This is a genomic window from Mammaliicoccus stepanovicii, from assembly GCF_002902525.1.
Classification (GTDB): domain Bacteria; phylum Bacillota; class Bacilli; order Staphylococcales; family Staphylococcaceae; genus Mammaliicoccus; species Mammaliicoccus stepanovicii.
On sequence record NZ_PPQZ01000043.1, the window covers coordinates 61467 to 78424 of the forward strand.

The window sequence follows — 16958 nt, forward strand, 5'->3', positions numbered from 1 at the left end:
ATTGATTGTAGTAGTATTACACTATATATGATATAGGAAGGGGATCGTTATATGATAATTCGTGATAAGAAAAGTTCTGATATTGAAAGTTTGGCTGAAGTACATTATCAATCATGGATAAGTGCATACGAAGGCATGATACCAGATGACTACATAGAAAGACATCATAAATTTAATGCGCCGTGTCTTGTAGCGGAAGTGGATGATTCAATTGTAGGGTTCTTGATGTATAGCAAAGACAAAGATAGTGATGTAGGGAACTATTGTGGTGAAATAATGGTTATATATTTATTAAAGGAATTTCAGAATAAAGGTGTCGGAAGCAAGTTAATGGAAGAAGCAGAGCAACGTATGAGAGGTGATTTTGAACAACTAAGTGTTTTTGGGTATTTGAAGATAATAAACAAGCAATTAAATTTTACGAAAGATTTGGATTTAAGGCTGATGGAATTTATGAAATAAGTAATTTAGGTAAAGAAATGAAAGAAATAAGAATGAGAAAAAAGTTGTAAATTATACATTTTGAAACAATATTAAACTGTAAACCGGCAAAAATAATACTAAATATTAATTCTTCTTAAAAATAATTAAAAAAATTTATAAATATATGATTATCAATATAATACTTAGGGTAACATACTAAAAAAGGAGGATTTATATATGAGTAAAATAACAGATTCATTCATGAGTGCTTTAGATAGCATTATTGGTTTTATACCAAACTTAATAAGTGCAATTATTTTATTAATTGTTGCATGGTTAATTGCAGTAATTGTTAAGAACGTAATTATTAAAGGTTTAGGTGCATTAGGTTTTGAAAAATGGTTAGAGAAAAAAGGATTAACTGATTCAGGAAGTGGCAAATCAGAATCTGAAGGTTTAATTCAAACATTTGGTAAATTAGCTTACTTCATTATTTTCTTATTATTCTTACCATCAGTATTTGATGCATTGAATATGACATCAGTATCAACACCTATTAAAAACATGATGGGTAGCGTGTTAGACTTCTTACCTAAAATTATCGTTGCAGTTGTAATCTTAGTAGTAGGATTATTTATTGCAAAAGTATTAGGTACATTAGTTAAGAATTTATTAGCTAACTTAAATGCAAGTCGCTATAACCACTATGTAAACTTTGGTGAAAATAAAGAAAGCATAGACATCCCTTCAGCAACTGGAGGCATTATTACAGCAATTATTGGTTTATTCTTTGTAGTTGAAGCATTAAACACAGTTAATTTAGAAGTTTTAAATACAATTGGTGAAGCAATAATCGGTTACTTACCATTAGTTATCTCAGGTGCAATCATCTTACTAATTGGTTTCATTGGTGGTAACTTATTATCTAAAGTTATTAAGAAATCAACTGGTAACGGATTCGTTGCTGAGATTGTTAAGTACTTAGTAATTATCGTTTCAGTATTTATGACATTAGATCAATTAAACTTTGCTCAAAGTATTGTTAATGTAGCGTTCTTACTTATCTTAGGTGCTGTTGCAGTAGCATTCGCTATTTCATTCGGTATCGGTGGTAAATCATTCGCTGAAAAAACATTATCAAAAATTGAAGACAAAGCAGATTCTAAGAAATAAAGATTGCAATTAAGTTCTAAATAGATGGAACGTAATTGTTCCAAATATTTAAACCCAGTACCATTCTTGATATCAAGAATGGTACTGGGTTTTTCTTATGTAGTTGAACTCATGTGAATAGTACTGTCAGCATCCCATTTATCAGACATTATATGATGTATCAAAGTGGTTTCGAGGATAGTCTGCGGGTTGTCTACCACTAGACTGAAGGTTGTCTAATGGAACGATAGAATAGTTTATATGTCGTTTTCCTTGAATAAGACAGTAGAAAAATCGTATAATAAATTCAAGATATTAAATTTGGAAGGAGTTGGTAATGATGGAATGGTTGATTGGTTTATTAGGTGAAGATGTTCTATTTAATTATTTAGCATTTGGTATTCATTATTTCATTCCAATATTACTAACTCTCCTTTTTGTATATTTACAAATGCAAGCAAATATCAAATTACATCACAATTGGTTTGTAAAATCTTCAACAGAAATTGATGATCAATATATATTTGAATGGATCATTCCAATATTAAGATGGCGTATTAGATGTTTGTCCAAGTCCGACGATGAAGAAGATGTTTGTCCAATATATTAATTCATATTTAATATATTGGAGGAGAAATTTTGAAAAAATTATATTCAGTTTTAGCATTTTTATCAATCACATTATTATTAGGTGGTTGTGCGCCAAATAAAGACGGTGTATTTCACACTACATTTGTAGAACCGTTTATTTATCTAATAAAGTTTTTCGCGTCATTTTTTGATGGGAGTTATGGCATTGGTATTATAATCGTGACATTATGTGTACGACTCATTGTAATGCCTTTCATGTTGCGTTCATTTAAATCTCAGAAAAAAATGCAATTTAAAATGAAACAAATTAAACCTGAAATAGATGAAATAAATAAGAAGATGAAGGCGACTAAAGATGAAAAAGAACGTGCTAAATACTCTCAAGAGCTCATGGCTTTATACAAAGATAATAATGTAAATCCGCTTAATATGGGATGTTTGCCAATGTTGATACAAATGCCTATATTAATGGCATTATACTTTGCAATATCTAAGAATGAAGCATTGGCGAGTCACAGTTTTGCTTGGTTTAATTTAGGGACACCAGATATATTTATGGCATTAATTGCTGGTGCAATGTATTTAGTACAAGCTTATCTTTCGACGAAGTATTTACCAGAAGAATCGCCGGGACAAATGAAGTATATGATGTATTTAAGTCCGATTATGATATTTATCATTAGTATGAATGCACCTGCTGCACTTCCGTTGTATTGGGGAACGAGTGCGATTGTACTCATTATTCAACAATATATATCTAATAAATACTTTAATTATCATGAAGAAGAATTAAATGTAGAACCCTCAAACTAAAAAGAAGCAAGGCGCATATTAGTTAGTGCCTTGCTTCTTTTTTCTATTAAAAATTTCAAATGCAATGCAAATGATTATGACAAAAATTATAGAAATGATTTTGAATCCATCTGGAACGAAGAATTTAATGATAACCATGGATAGAATATATAGAGGAAGTAAAACTAAAGTTTCTTTCTTGAAAATATTATGTTTACTAACTTTGAAACTTGGAATCATAAATAAAAGCAACGAAAAAGAAACACTATATGCAACCAAAGATATCCAATCAATTTTATTATTGAAAAGCCATTGTACGAAGATGATAATCAATAATGTAAATAATAGATTAGAAAAACCATAGATAAGTTTATCTTTTAATATATAAATGACCTCCATACATAGTGAGTCTGATATTTTGTAATATGTTAATTATTTATCTGATCTAATTGATTTTACGTTTTTGAATCCTGCTTTCTTTTGTGCTAAATGTTCCATTACGTCATGCCAGTCGCTTCCAGCAGTATCAAATGTTTCTTGTAGCAAGTCATTTTGTGCTTGGTTTAATATGCTAACAAGTGAAGTGCCTTCTTGAGTAGGATATAAATGTTTAACACGTCGATCGTGTTCGGAATCTCTATATTGAATTAAGCCTTTTTCTTGCAGCATTTTTAACGATGCATGTGAAGCTTGTTTAGATATTTCTAATGTTTCTAGTAATTGTTTTAAGGTAATGCCAGGCATTTGATCGATGAAAAATAGAAACCTGTGGTGTTGTCGATTCATACCATGTTCTTGAATAATTTCATCTGCTGTATTGATAAATGACTTATATGCGAAGTAGAAGAGCATGTGATCATAATTGTTTTTATTCTCCATATTGTCGACTCCTTTTTCTTCATTATAATAGAAATGACAATAAAATTCATCAATAGGTCAATTAGGTTGACTTAATATGTTGAGAAGCATATAATCGTTATCAAAGGTTTAAAAAGTCAAAAGATATTTGATTGATTTTTTTTACACCAAAAGGTCAACTATGTTGACCTTTTAAAAAGAGAAAAGGTGGAATAGTCAATGAAAAAACGTGTTGGAGAATATTTAATGGATAGTTTAAGCACAGTTGGGGTCGAGAAGGTATTTGGTGTTCCTGGTGACTTTAATTTAGCTTTTTTAGATGATATAGTTTGTCGAGATGATATGGAATGGATAGGTAACACAAATGAATTAAATGCTAGTTATGCAGCGGATGGTTATGCAAGATTAAATGGTATTAGTGCTATTGTGACAACATTTGGTGTAGGTGAATTGAGCGCAGTTAACGGTATTGCTGGAGCTTATGCTGAAAGAGTACCTGTTGTCACAATTACTGGAGCGCCTACAACGAGTGTAGAAGAAGCTGGTAAGTTTGTTCATCATTCATTAGGTGAAGGACATTTTGATAATTATCGAAGAATGTACAAAGAAATTACAACTGCACAAGGATACATCACTGTTGAAAATGCACAAACCGAAATTCCTAGATTAATTGATGCTGCTTTAGCTGAAAAACGCCCTGTACATTTACATTTGCCTATAGATGTAGCACAAGCAGAGATAGATGTACAAATGCCATACGCACCAGCTGAAATGATAAATCAAGATGTTTCAAAATACACACAAATGATAGTAGAGAAATTACAGACTGCTAAGCAACCAGTTATAATTGCTGGTCATGAAATAAACAGCTTTAAATTACACAGAGTGCTAGAGCAATTTGTGAATCAAACTCAAATTCCTGTAGCACAATTATCATTAGGTAAAGGTGCATTTAACGAAGAGAATGATTATTATATGGGAATTTATGATGGCAGCATAGCTGAAGAAGATATTAAAGACTACGTAAATAATAGTGATGCAATTTTAAATATAGGTGCAAAATTAACTGATTCAGCAACAGCTGGATATTCATATGAATTTGATATAGATGATGTCGTTATGATTAATCATCATGACTTTAAAATGAATGAAACTATTACATCAGAAATTTCATTAGTAAATATGTTGAATGGCTTATTGAATATAAATTATAAAAATACTTCAAATTTCCCAGGAAATAAACAATCTAGAAAAGCAGACTATGTCATTAATAAAGAGCCGTTGACGCAAGAGAATTACTTTAAAATGATTCAAAACTTTATTGGATTAGATGACGTTATACTTGCTGAACAAGGGACATCATTTTTTGGGGCGTATGATTTAAACTTATATAAAGATAATACATTTATAGGGCAACCACTCTGGGGATCAATAGGTTATACATTACCAGCAACAATTGGTACTCAAATGTCTAACTTATACAGAAGAAATATATTATTAATAGGTGATGGATCATTACAACTTACTGCACAAGACATTTCAACAATGATCAGAGAAGACTTGAAACCAGTTATTTTTGTTATTAATAATGATGGTTATACTGTAGAACGTAAAATTCATGGGGAACACCAATCTTATAATGATATTCAAATGTGGGACTATAAACTACTTCCAGCCGTATTTGGTGGTAAAGATAAAGTCGCAGTACATGATGTTGAAACATCAGAAGATTTACAAGAAACTTTAATGAATATTAATAATGAACCAAATCGAATGCACTTTATAGAAGTTAAAATGCATGTATCAGATGCACCAGAAAAGTTAGATGCAATTGGTAAAGCATTTTCTAAACAAAATAGTTAATAAAGAACAACGAGCCAATGACACTATACATGTCGTTGGCTCGTTGTTTTGTATGGGTAATTCCAAGTTAATTATTACGGATGAAATATAACTTTGTCATAATGCTGTTTCTTATTTACAAGTTTGAAGAACGTTTCTGGTCCTTCACTTAAATCTAGTCTGTCTGAAATAATAGGGTCCACTAATAAATCACCTGAAGACATATAATGTATGGTAGCATCCCACTCTTTACCTGGGAAGGGCGCAGATAATCCATTCCAAGATCCAATAACGTTTAATTCATTTCTTAATATTTTTTCAAATTGTGTACGCTTGATTTCAATATCAGAGTAAGGTATGCCAAGTAGTAAAACTTGTCCCCCTTTAGTTGGAAGCGTCAATACTTGTCCAATAGTAAATGGTGAGCCTGCTGATTCTATAGCTACATCAATTTGTTCAGGAATAGCATCAATTGCCTCTTCTAAAGATTCTTCAATGGAATTAATAGTGTAATCAGCACCAAGTTTTTTGGCGATATTTAGTTTGTGATTGTCTATATCAATTGCGATAATTTTAATTGCTCCAAATATCTTTGCCCATTGTATTGCAAGAAGCCCGATACTTCCACATCCCATGACTGCAACTGTTGAGCCTGGTTTAATGTGTGTTCGATAGAAACCGTGAGCTACTACTGCTGAAGGCTCAACCATAGCTGCAGTGTCAAAGTCAACGTTGTTAGGAATTTTTAGAACATTGTTTGCAGGTAATTTAACATACTCTGCAAATGATCCTGGTTCTAATGAACCTATCACAAAGAGTTTTGTACATCTAGAGTATTCACCCTTTTCGCAATATTCGCAGTTATGACATGCAATTGCAGGACAACCTGTTACTGCATCACCCACATTCAAGTGGGTTACATCTTCACCAATCGCTTCAACAACTCCTGAAAATTCATGACCAAATGTCATACCTTCATGATATGGACCGAGTTTTTTATAACGTGAAGTATCTGAACCACAAATACCAGTCGCTTTTACTTTTATAATGACATCGAATGAATTTTGTATTGTTGGTTTTGGAGTATCTTCATATCTTAAATCTTCAATACCATATAAATTTAATGCTTTCATTTCAATTAGACCTCCAATCTATAATGGACTTATAACTTTAAGCTTGTTCAGCTACTACTTTCTTTTTCTTAAATAGTTTGGCACCGAAATAACTTAAGAAGACAGCACCATTACAATAAAGTAAATGGTTCATATAAAAATCAGTAATCTCTCTCATCGGTCCAAGCATAAAATCCAACATATGTTCTACCATAATTATCAATCTCCTTTTTAGTGGATAGGGCGGAGTAGTACTTTTATACCTTCACCACTTTTTATATGGTTATATCCTTTGTCCCATTCAGAAATATCTAGTTCATTTGTTATGAGTGCTTCAGCATTAACTGAACCATTACTTAAGAGTTCCAATGATGCTTCCCAATCTGCAGGTTTTTGACTTCTTGTGCCCACAACTCGTATTTCTTTTTGTACGATTTTCTCTAAATCAAACTGAATGACAGGGTCTTTAAAGATACCAACTTGGACGTATAAACCTTTTTTGCGAAGTAAATCTAGTCCTTGATTTGCAGCAGGTACCGCTCCAGAACATTCTAATACGACATTGGCACCATAACCGTTTGTAATATTATTAATATATTTTTTTAAATCAGTATGCTGAATATTGACAACATGATCTAAATTCAGTTCTTCTGCTTTGTTAAGTCTAGCTTTGTCATTATCTAAACCAGTAATGACAACTTTTCCACCTTTACTTTTTACTACCTGTGCAACAAGTAAGCCAATAGGACCTGGACCCATTACAACAACAATGTCGTCTTGGTTAATTTCAATTTTAGAAACGGCATGATGCGCACACGCTAGAGGTTCAGTCATAGCTGCCGCCTTATAGGTCACATTATCGGGTAATTTGTGTACACTTGCTGCTCTTGCTATTAAGAACTCTGTAAAACCACCATTTTGTTGAGTACCAAGACCTTTTCTAAGATTACATAAGTTATAGTCTTTAGTTTGGCAATACTCACATTCTCCACAAATATAATAAGTAGTTTCAGATGTAACACGATCGCCAATTGTAAAACCTTGAACGTCTTCACCAATTGATACAATTTCACCTGAAAATTCATGACCTAATGTAACTGGGAAGTTTACGTTGTAATGACCTTCATATGTATGAACGTCAGTTCCACAAATACCAGCATAATGAACTTTTATTTTCACTTCATTCTTATTTGGTTCAGGTATTTCTTTATCTAAAATTTCTAAATTTCCGAATCCGGGTGCTGTTTTTACTAAAGCCTTCATGTATGACATCCCCTTAATGTTAATTGAATAATGCAAAGAATTTGTAGATGATATAGTTTAAGATGTTACCACCTTGGTCAAGACTTGATATTTGTGACGCGTCTGATGGCATTTTGACATTTGTACCGTCAGCCATACTAGTGAAAATTGGTGCAACATCAGTTGCGATATATAGTGAAATAGCAATCATAATCGTACCTACAATTACAGAGTGAATAATATTACCTCGAGCTGCACCGACAATGAATGCAACAATAAAGGGAATAGTTGCTAAATCACCAAAGGGTAAAACTTTATTACCTGGTAGTATAACTGCAAGTAGGACAGTTACAGGCACTAGAATTAATGCTGTTGAGATAACGGCTGGGTGTCCTAATGCAACTGCGGCATCTAATCCAATATAAATTTCTCTATCTCCGAAACGTTTATTTAACCATGTACGAGCTGATTCAGATACAGGCATTAAACCTTCCATAAGAATCTTAACCATTCTAGGCATTAATACCATGACAGCAGCCATTGACATACCTAAATTAATTACATCTCCTGCGTTATAACCCGCAAGTAAACCAATAGCGAGCCCGAGTACTAAACCAACGAAGATTGATTCACCAAATGCACCAAATCTTTTCTGAATTGTCTCTGGATCAGCATGCAGTTTATTCAAGCCAGGGATTTTTTGGATACCTTTAACTAAGAAAATACCTGGAGCATATGAAATTGTACTACCAGTTGCAATCGAAACACCTGGTAATTCGTAAAATTCACTCATCATTGGTGCAGTCCAGTCGGCAACTTTTAAGCAGACAATTTGGAATATGACGGCAGCAAGAAGTGATTGCCAAATACTGCCTGATACGGCATAAACCATTGCACCCATAAATGTGTAATGCCAGAAGTTCCAAATATCTACGTTCATTGTTTTAGTCGTTTTTGTGAGTAACATAATAACGTTTATTACAATACCTAATGGAATGATAAAGGCGGCAATAACAGACGCCCAAGCAATTGAAGAAGTTGCTGGCCAACCAACGTCAATTACACTTAAACTGACACCTAAGTTTTTAATCATAGCTTGTGCTGCTGGCCCTAAGTTCTTAACGAGTAAATCAATAACTAAGAAAATACCTACAAAAGCAACACCAATAGTTAAGCCAGAACGAAATGCTGCTCCAACTTTTTGTCTAAAGAATAAACCAAGTAAGAATATAACAATCGGTAGAATTACCGTTGCGCCTAAATCTAGAAAAGCTTGAATAAAATCTACAAATTTATCCATTTCTTCCACCATCCTCTTTTTTAGAAGAGAGTCTGGGACATCATGAATAAGCCCCACACTCTTGTTTTATTGGCAGTAGATGACTGAACTGAAAATACGCTTTATATCAAGCTTTTTTCAATTCTAGTCATCCTTGCCGGGGTGGGACCACGAAATCTTTTTGATAAAATGAGATTTCTGTCCCACTCCCCCTTATTTAATATTTTGAAATTGATATTAGCTTTGTAATACGTCTAAAATTTCTTTCTTTGTATCTTCAATACCGATACCTGTTAAGAAGTTACGTGCATTGATAACAGGGAAGTCGTATTCTTTTTTAGTCATTGCAGTTGTAACTAATAAGTCTGCTGTATCAACATAAGGTCCAACTTCTGTAATTTTAATTTGTTTCAAATCTACTTTGATATTATGTTCTTTTGCCATTTCCTCGATTGCATTGTTAACTACTGTTGATGTTGCGATTCCTGCTCCACACGCTACTAATACTTGTTTCATAATAATTTCCTCCTAATTTGAGAACATAAATGTTTAAGTTCTCTTCCAGTTAATTTATTTTTATTTACTTAATTCTTGATCTAATTTGTTTACAATAGCTTGCTTATCTTTAGCATTTGCAAGAAATGCTAACAGTTCATCATTTTGGAAAATACCCATTAATTTTTGTAATAAAGAAAGTTGTGCATCTTCTTTATCCATTGCTAACATGAAAATCAATTTAACATCAGTTGTTTCTTCTAATTCACCCATGATGACAAAGGGAACCGTTTCTTTAAGAACTGCAACGCCAATAGACTTTGTATTAACATGTTTTATGTCAGTATGTGGGATTGCTACTGAGCAATATACAGTGGGTAATCCAGTTGCAAATGATTTTTCTCTTTCTATTACGGCATTCGTGTAACCCTCTTTAACATATCCATTTTGATACATTAAATCAGATAACTTACTCAATGCTTCTTCATTTGTCGTTGCCTCTAAGTTTAAAATGACATTCGAGACATCGATTTTTAAATCTTGCATATCATGCAACCCCTTTTTATTCTGATTTTGAATACTGTTTAATCACTTCATGTACTTCTGAAATTGAATTTGCTTTAATAATATTTTGAATGCTTTCTAAATCTTGAGACATATCTCTTAATTGTAGTAGTGGGCGTAAATGTTTGAATTTATCAGTTGCTGCAATAACAACAAATATTTGAACATCATTTCCAGTACTTAATGTAAGAGGTTCTTCTACTACTAACATACTCATGGATGTTCTATTAACACTGTTCTCACCACTAGCATGAGGAATTGCAATATTCTGATTTATTACCATATAAGTATCATCAAAAGATTCATACATCTCTTCTATATATTTCGGTTCAATATATTTCATCATGACTAGAGGTTCGGCAGTTATCTCAATTGCTTCTCTAATATTAGAGACGTTCTTTTTGAATTGAATATGGTCAATGAGAATTAAATCTTCTAAATTTAACGTACTATTGAGTGATAACATGGATGATTTAATAGAAGAATATGCATAGTTTTCTTCTAATTGATTATGTATTTTTGTGAATAATTCATTCTCACTATGAATAGTTGCATGTTCTCTAATAATTGTAAGCATCTTTTCAACTTGAATTTCAGTTTCTAATTTGTTATTAAGTTGACCAAACACATGCTGACGTAATTCTTGTTTTTCTTGAGCAGTTAAAATCGCCTTAGTAATGTATAAACGTTTATTTGTCATAACATGCATCGGTGAAAACACAATATCAAAGTCCAATTCATATTGATCAAACTCTCGTAAAGATAATGCATCTAAGAATATAAACTCTGGAAATACATTTCGTAACTCTTGAAGCATGAGTTGGGAAACTGAAGTACCTTGTGTACAAACAACGACTGCTTTTACTTTTTCTTCTATGTCTTCGTTTTGACTTCGTAAGCTACCACCAATCAACATAGTTAAATAGGCAATTTCATTATCTGGTAAAGTTTGATTAAAGAAATCTTCCAAAGGTTTTAAAGATAATTTAACTAAGTGAAACAGTTCTTTGAAATCTTCCTTTAATGAGTTAGCCAACTCATCAACATCGGATAATTGATATCTCACTCTATAAAATGCTGGTTTCATATGAAGCATGAGTTGATTGAGTAAAGACGCTCTATCAGTAAAGTTGATAAATGTTATTTTCTCAAATCGGTCTATTACGGCTTCAAGTGCATGCTTAAGTTCAGGTAAATGTTCTGCATCATTTAATTCGGACCATTGTACACTTGTTGATAATAGTTGCAACGTAATGAATAACTTTTCTTGTCTAGGTAAATTAGGGTAATCAGAAGTTAATATTTCAGTTGCACGATACTCTTCTGTATCTGATAAGTCATCGTAACCAATTGCAAAAGGTGACACAATTTTATCGTGATTGATACGTCTTAAAATGAGATACAATTTCAGTGGTAACGTCTCGGTACTTTGATCAATAAATCTACTATTCAAAAATTGCTCGATTTTTGTAATCTGATGATTGATGGGTTCAATTTTATTCTCATGACAATCAAGGTATTTCATAAGATCTCGTTTACTAAGATTAAGCATAAAAGCTTTATCAATAACCCACATAAGTAAGCGGCGAACTTCAAACTCTTTACCAACAAGATAATATCCATTAATACGCGTATAATGTAAGTTAACTTCATAAGGCAAAAGTAATGCTTTTAATTTTTTTATGTCATTTAATATAGTGTTTTTGCTAACTTGTAAATCTAAAGAAAAGTGATTAAGAGATAAATTCTCTTCTTCTCTAAACAACATCAATAAAATGAGGTGTGCACGTTGATAGGCGGTATATACCTGCTCATTTTCTTGTTGGATGGATTCATTCGTAACATTTAGAAAACTTTTAATTGAGTCATCCACTATAAAATAACCTTGGCTAGTTCTTTTGATTTCTGGGAAATCTTGTTCAATTAGCCAATTGTTTAGTTTTTGGATTCTATAACCTAGTTGTCTTCTTGAAATGTTGAAACTTGATTCCAAATCTTTGCCTTTTACTTTTGGATTTTTGATCATTTCAGTAATGAGATTAAAGTTTTCCTTCTGTATATGAATCCCTCCTTTGTTGTTGTATTAAACTTAACATGCATCATCAAAGAGTAGTACAAACTTTAATCACAAAAGTAATATAATTGAGTGTACATCTTTGTGCTAAGCTGTTGTGGTGCCTTCTATATCAGTTTCTATGCTTTCGTAAAGTCGTTAGTCGGTTTATAATTCCTTCAGTCTAACTTCCTTATAAAAATAAATTTATTTCAAAAAGTATTGCAAGTGACGTTACGTCATAATGTAAGATTGGAATAAATAAGTAAGAGAGGAGCTAATATTATGAATATGACAACAGGAGAAGTTGCAAGTTTATGTAATGTAAGTGTCAGAACCATTCAGTATTATGATAAAAAAGGTATCATTTCACCCAGTAACAAAACAGAGAACAATCGTAGACTTTATACAGAAGACGAGCTTAACAAAATTAGAGTGATATTAGCATTAAAAGATATGGGATTTTCGCTTAAAGAGATTAAAGAATTATTGAATTCAAATCAATCTATTAACACATTGAATTTACTATTAGAAGAAAAGACATTACATTTAGAAGAAAGTATTAAAAATAATAAAGAACTACTTGAACAAATTAAATTTGCTAAAAAAAATATTAGCAAAGACAGCGAATTTCCAGTATCAAATATATTAAATTTACAAAAAGAATCAGGATCATATCAAGAGATGGAAGAATTTAGAAAGAAATTTCTAGGCGTTGCAATGATTGCAGGTATTTTCCAATATAGTAGTATATTCACTGCTATATTAAAAAAGAAATGGAAACCGATATTAATCGCATATCCTTTATTGATGATTTATGCAGCTATCGCAACTAAAAAATATTACGCTGTAACAATGTACTTATGCCCAAATTGTCAAAATAAATTTAAACCTTTAATTTCAGAATGGATATTAAGCAATCATACTTACAAAACTAGAAAATTAGAATGTCCTCATTGTAGAGAAACAAGTTATTGCATTGAAATTCATAAATAAGTTTAAAAACATGTTTGACGAATCATGAGTGAAATGGTAGGATTAAAAACAATATAAATACTCTTATCAAGAGTGGCTGAGGGATGTGCCCAATGAAGCCCGGCAACCGTCTTAAGTGAAAAGGTGCTAATTCACATAAAGTTTTATAAAACTTTAGCAGATAAGAGAGAGTTCAACTAACTTTCTCTAAATTTTAGAGAAAGTTTTTTTATTTATATATAAATTGGCACAAAGAAAGGATTGTATATATGAAGAGATCAATATTGTTTTTAATAAGCTTAGCGTTGGTAACCGTATTAACTGCATGTGGAAAATCAAATGATAATGAGAAGAAAATTACAGTAGCAGCTTCACCAGCACCACATGGAGAAGTATTAGAACATGCTAAAGAAAAAATGAAAGAAGAAGGCTATGATCTAGAAATCAAAACGGTAAATGACTATAAAGTACCAAATAAATTACTACATAAAGGAGATGTGGATGCAAATCTATTCCAACATGTTCCTTACTTAAAAGAAGAAAAGAAAACACACGGCTATAAAATAGAAGAAGTAGGCAAAGTGTTTACTACGCCAATGGGTGTATATAGTAAAAAACATAAAGATTTAAAACACTTACCAAATAATGCTGAAATTTATGTATCAAATAATCCAGCAGAAGAAGGAAGATTCCTATCATTCTTTGTTAAAGAAGGGTTAATCAAGATTAAACCAGGTGTTAAAATAGAAGATGCTAAATTTGACGATATAGTAGAAAATAAAAAACACTTAAAATTTAATAACAAACAAGGTGCAGAATTTTTACCAAAAACGTATAACAGTGGAGAAGGTGAGTTAGTTATCATGAATTCAAATTATGCGATTGATAATGGACTGACACCTGTGAAAGACGCTATAGAAATAGAAGGTAAGTCTTCACCATTTGCTAATATTCTAGCTGTTAAAGAAGGACATAAGCATGATAAGAAATATCAGAAGTTAATCAAAGTGCTACAATCTAAAGATATGAAAAACTTCATTAATAAAGAATACGGCGATAACGTTATTCCGTACGAGAAATAATTGAACAAACATATATTTAAGAACTACAACTATAAGGTCTGAGAAATGGAACGAGACTATGACATAGTTCATATCAAGCTTATCCAAAACGAGAAAATCATGATGAAAAGTGATTTTCTCGTTTTTTCATGATTCCACTCCTTTAATGGATAAATTGCGGTTCAACTTTTGGTAGATACTATAAAGTCATGGAATAAGTCAGAAGTTAATCCACAAAATGGCGGAAGTCATGGAATAAGTCAGAAGTTAATCCACGAAAAGGGCGAAGTCATGGAATAAGTCAGAAGTTAATCCACGATATAGGCAAAGTCATGGAATAAGTCAGAAGTTAATCCACGAAAAGGGCGAAGTCATGGAATAACTCGGAAGTTAATCCACGAAAAGGGCGAAGTCATGGAATAACCCTGAAGTTAATCGACGAAATGGCGGAAGTCATGGAATAATTCAGAAGTTAATCCACGAAATAGGCAAAGTCATGGAATAACTCGGAAGTTAATCCACGAAATAGGCAAAGTCATGATTCAAGGGCATAAAGGATATCTCGAAATGAATAAGCATATGAACTTACATGCCCAAAATATGTATGTTGGGTCATAATATAGTTAAAATAGCATGGTAAAAAATACTAGAGAAGCTTAAATTTTTAAGTATGAAATTGTGCAATAAATCACAAAGAAATTAAATAAAGAAATTATAAAATTTCTAGTTGTAAGCGTTTCCTATATGTGCTATATTTTTCTTACAAACTCAAACAGTCATCATATGACCTGTTGTGTTATGAGGAGGGGTATTATGTTAATGCTAGTTGCATTAAGTGCTGTTATTGTACCATTTTTATTATTAGTTTTACTCCGTATGTCAGCACTTAAAGGTATGACAATTAGCGCTATTGTTGTCATCATCTTAGGTATGTCAGTATGGGGTATGGATGGAAAAGTTATTGCTGCTTCATTCTTACAAGGTACACATAAAACAATTACAATATTACTTATATTATTTGGTGCACTTGTTTTATTAAATACATTAAAAGAAACTGGCGCTGTAAATCGCATTAACTTAGGTTTCCAAAGTGTTTCTAGTGATATGAGAGTACAAGTGATAATTGTAGCGTTTTTATTCGGTGCTTTAATAGAAGGTGCTGCTGGATTCGGGACACCGGCAATGGTCACTGCACCACTTATGCTTGCTTTAGGATTTAGACCAATGGCAGCTGTAGCTACAGCTTTAATAGCAGACAGTGTCTCTGTATCATTTGGAGCGGTAGGTACTCCCGTTATTGTTGGTCTGAGTACGCTTGAAAATGCTAATACTGAACTGTTCCATAATACAGCGATTCGTATTACAGCTATCGATTTACTTAGTGGTATATTTATACCATTTATTATTGTGACGACAATGATTTTATTTACAAGTAAGCAGAACAAACTTAAACATATACTGGAAATTATGCCCTGGACATTGTTAATCGGCATTACATACGTAGCAAGTGCATTTCTATACGCTAATTTATTTGGACCGGAATTTGTTTCAATACTTGGATCTTTAACAACAATAATGGTTGCAGTATTTACAGCTAAGAAGAATATCCTAATTCCAAAAAATATTTGGAAAGATGCAATGGCGAAAGATTTTAAAGTATCAGATGAAAAAGTAGAAATGAGTCTTGCTGCTGCTTGGTCACCTTATGTGATTGTAGTATTGTTATTACTATTAACACGAGTAGTACCATCAGTTAAGACATTTACAACAAGTGTACTGAACCTTTCTTGGAAAAATATACTTGGTTTTGAAACAATTAAATCAAACTGGGAAATACTATATTCTCCAGGAACTATATTGACACTAGCTGCACTGTTTGCAATTGTGATACAACGTAAATCGTTTAAATCATTTGCTAAAGCAAGTGTTATATCATTTAACACAATAAAGATAACTGGGATTACTTTAGTATCAACATTAGCAATGGTACATGTATTTACAAACTCAGGTTTGAATACGAATGATTTAGTAAGTATGCCTGCATATATTGCAGGTGGAATGACTACGTTATTTGGTCCAGTATGGTTATTTGTAGCACCATTTTTAGGAGCTTTAGGTTCATTTATTACAGGTAGTGCAACAGTATCAACATTAACATTTGCACCAGTTCAATTGAATGTAGCCAATGCAGTAGGTATGGATGCAGTTAGTGTGTTAGCTGCACAAGTTATCGGAGGCGCTGCAGGTAATATGATTTGTGTACACAATGTTGTAGCCGTTTGTGCGGTTGTAGATATGGACGGTAAAGAAGGCAGTGTTATCCGTAAGACATTAGTTCCTGCATTATTGTATTGTCTATTAGTTGGAATTAGTGCATATATTATTACTATGTTTATATTTTAACTTAAGGTGAAATATATAATAAAAACATACTATGCTGAGTTTAGTAATCTATTTAAAAGGTAGATTACGTAAAATTAGCATAGTATGTTTTTTTATTTAAGCAACTCTAGCAAGGT

General features: G+C 32.2%; 17 protein-coding genes and 1 riboswitch. Of the genes, 9 read left to right on the forward strand and 8 right to left on the reverse strand.

Annotated elements, in window-relative coordinates:
• Nucleotides 1-51: 51 nt before the first annotated feature.
• The 5 genes from CD111_RS07430 to CD111_RS07450 all read left to right on the forward strand — a co-directional run bounded on the left by CD111_RS07430 (nt 52) and on the right by CD111_RS07450 (nt 3322).
• Nucleotides 52-462, forward strand: a complete 411-nt coding sequence (locus CD111_RS07430) for a GNAT family N-acetyltransferase (protein WP_229726516.1) — start codon at nt 52-54, stop codon at nt 460-462.
• A gap of 198 nt (nt 463-660) precedes the next feature.
• A complete protein-coding gene (locus CD111_RS07435) occupies nt 661-1596 on the forward strand; it encodes a mechanosensitive ion channel (protein ID WP_095085557.1) in 936 nt (311 codons plus the stop codon).
• 319 nt (nt 1597-1915) lie between these two features.
• Entirely contained in the window at nt 1916-2185 is a 270-nt protein-coding gene (locus tag CD111_RS07440; protein WP_095085561.1) for a hypothetical protein, read from the forward strand.
• 29 nt (nt 2186-2214) lie between these two features.
• Nucleotides 2215-2979, forward strand: a complete 765-nt coding sequence (gene yidC / locus CD111_RS07445; protein WP_095085564.1) for a membrane protein insertase YidC — start codon at nt 2215-2217, stop codon at nt 2977-2979.
• A 76-nt stretch (nt 2980-3055) separates the two neighbouring features.
• Nucleotides 3056-3322 carry a hypothetical protein gene (locus tag CD111_RS07450; protein ID WP_142380941.1) on the forward strand — a complete coding sequence of 89 codons (267 nt, stop codon included), beginning with the start codon at nt 3056-3058 and terminating at the stop codon, nt 3320-3322.
• Nucleotides 3323-3390: 68 nt separating this feature from the next.
• On the opposite strand, the gene CD111_RS07455 is transcribed toward CD111_RS07450, so the two are convergent.
• Nucleotides 3391-3837: a MarR family winged helix-turn-helix transcriptional regulator gene (locus CD111_RS07455; RefSeq protein ID WP_095085567.1), complete on the reverse strand. Its 447-nt coding sequence runs from the start codon at nt 3835-3837 to the stop codon at nt 3391-3393.
• A 198-nt stretch (nt 3838-4035) separates the two neighbouring features.
• Here CD111_RS07455 and CD111_RS07460 point away from each other — a divergent pair, with 198 nt between their 5' ends.
• The gene (locus CD111_RS07460) at nt 4036-5679 is read left to right on the forward strand and encodes an alpha-keto acid decarboxylase family protein (RefSeq protein ID WP_095085570.1); all 1644 of its coding nucleotides are present in this window, start codon (nt 4036-4038) and stop codon (nt 5677-5679) included.
• Nucleotides 5680-5753: 74 nt separating this feature from the next.
• Here the strand turns inward: CD111_RS07460 and CD111_RS07465 are convergent, their stop codons facing one another.
• The 7 genes from CD111_RS07465 to CD111_RS07490 all read right to left on the reverse strand — a co-directional run bounded on the left by CD111_RS07465 (nt 5754) and on the right by CD111_RS07490 (nt 12343).
• Entirely contained in the window at nt 5754-6791 is a 1038-nt protein-coding gene (locus CD111_RS07465) for a galactitol-1-phosphate 5-dehydrogenase (RefSeq protein WP_095085573.1), read from the reverse strand.
• 37 nt (nt 6792-6828) lie between these two features.
• Nucleotides 6829-6984: a hypothetical protein gene (locus CD111_RS12635; protein ID WP_095085576.1), complete on the reverse strand. Its 156-nt coding sequence runs from the start codon at nt 6982-6984 to the stop codon at nt 6829-6831.
• 17 nt (nt 6985-7001) lie between these two features.
• A complete protein-coding gene (locus tag CD111_RS07470; protein ID WP_095085579.1) occupies nt 7002-8033 on the reverse strand; it encodes a zinc-binding dehydrogenase in 1032 nt (343 codons plus the stop codon).
• Nucleotides 8034-8052: 19 nt separating this feature from the next.
• Nucleotides 8053-9312, reverse strand: coding sequence for a PTS galactitol transporter subunit IIC (locus tag CD111_RS07475; RefSeq protein ID WP_095085582.1), 1260 nt, complete (start codon nt 9310-9312; stop codon nt 8053-8055).
• Nucleotides 9313-9528: 216 nt separating this feature from the next.
• Entirely contained in the window at nt 9529-9807 is a 279-nt protein-coding gene (locus CD111_RS07480) for a PTS sugar transporter subunit IIB (RefSeq protein WP_095085584.1), read from the reverse strand.
• 60 nt (nt 9808-9867) lie between these two features.
• The gene (locus CD111_RS07485; RefSeq protein ID WP_095085585.1) at nt 9868-10332 is read right to left on the reverse strand and encodes a PTS sugar transporter subunit IIA; all 465 of its coding nucleotides are present in this window, start codon (nt 10330-10332) and stop codon (nt 9868-9870) included.
• A 16-nt stretch (nt 10333-10348) separates the two neighbouring features.
• A complete protein-coding gene (locus CD111_RS07490; RefSeq protein ID WP_240610494.1) occupies nt 10349-12343 on the reverse strand; it encodes a BglG family transcription antiterminator in 1995 nt (664 codons plus the stop codon).
• 345 nt (nt 12344-12688) lie between these two features.
• Between CD111_RS07490 and CD111_RS07495 the strand changes: the two genes are divergently transcribed.
• The 3 genes from CD111_RS07495 (at nt 12689) to CD111_RS07505 (ending at nt 16842) form a co-directional block, all read left to right on the forward strand.
• A complete protein-coding gene (locus CD111_RS07495) occupies nt 12689-13399 on the forward strand; it encodes a MerR family transcriptional regulator (RefSeq protein ID WP_095085587.1) in 711 nt (236 codons plus the stop codon).
• Between the two features lie 60 nt (nt 13400-13459).
• Nucleotides 13460-13566: riboswitch (SAM riboswitch) on the forward strand.
• 81 nt (nt 13567-13647) lie between these two features.
• Complete coding sequence (locus tag CD111_RS07500) at nt 13648-14460, forward strand: MetQ/NlpA family ABC transporter substrate-binding protein (protein ID WP_095085590.1); 813 nt, start codon at nt 13648-13650, stop codon at nt 14458-14460.
• A gap of 792 nt (nt 14461-15252) precedes the next feature.
• On the forward strand, nt 15253-16842 hold the full coding sequence (locus tag CD111_RS07505; protein ID WP_095085593.1) for an L-lactate permease: 1590 nt from the start codon (nt 15253-15255) through the stop codon (nt 16840-16842).
• Nucleotides 16843-16958 lie beyond the last annotated feature (116 nt).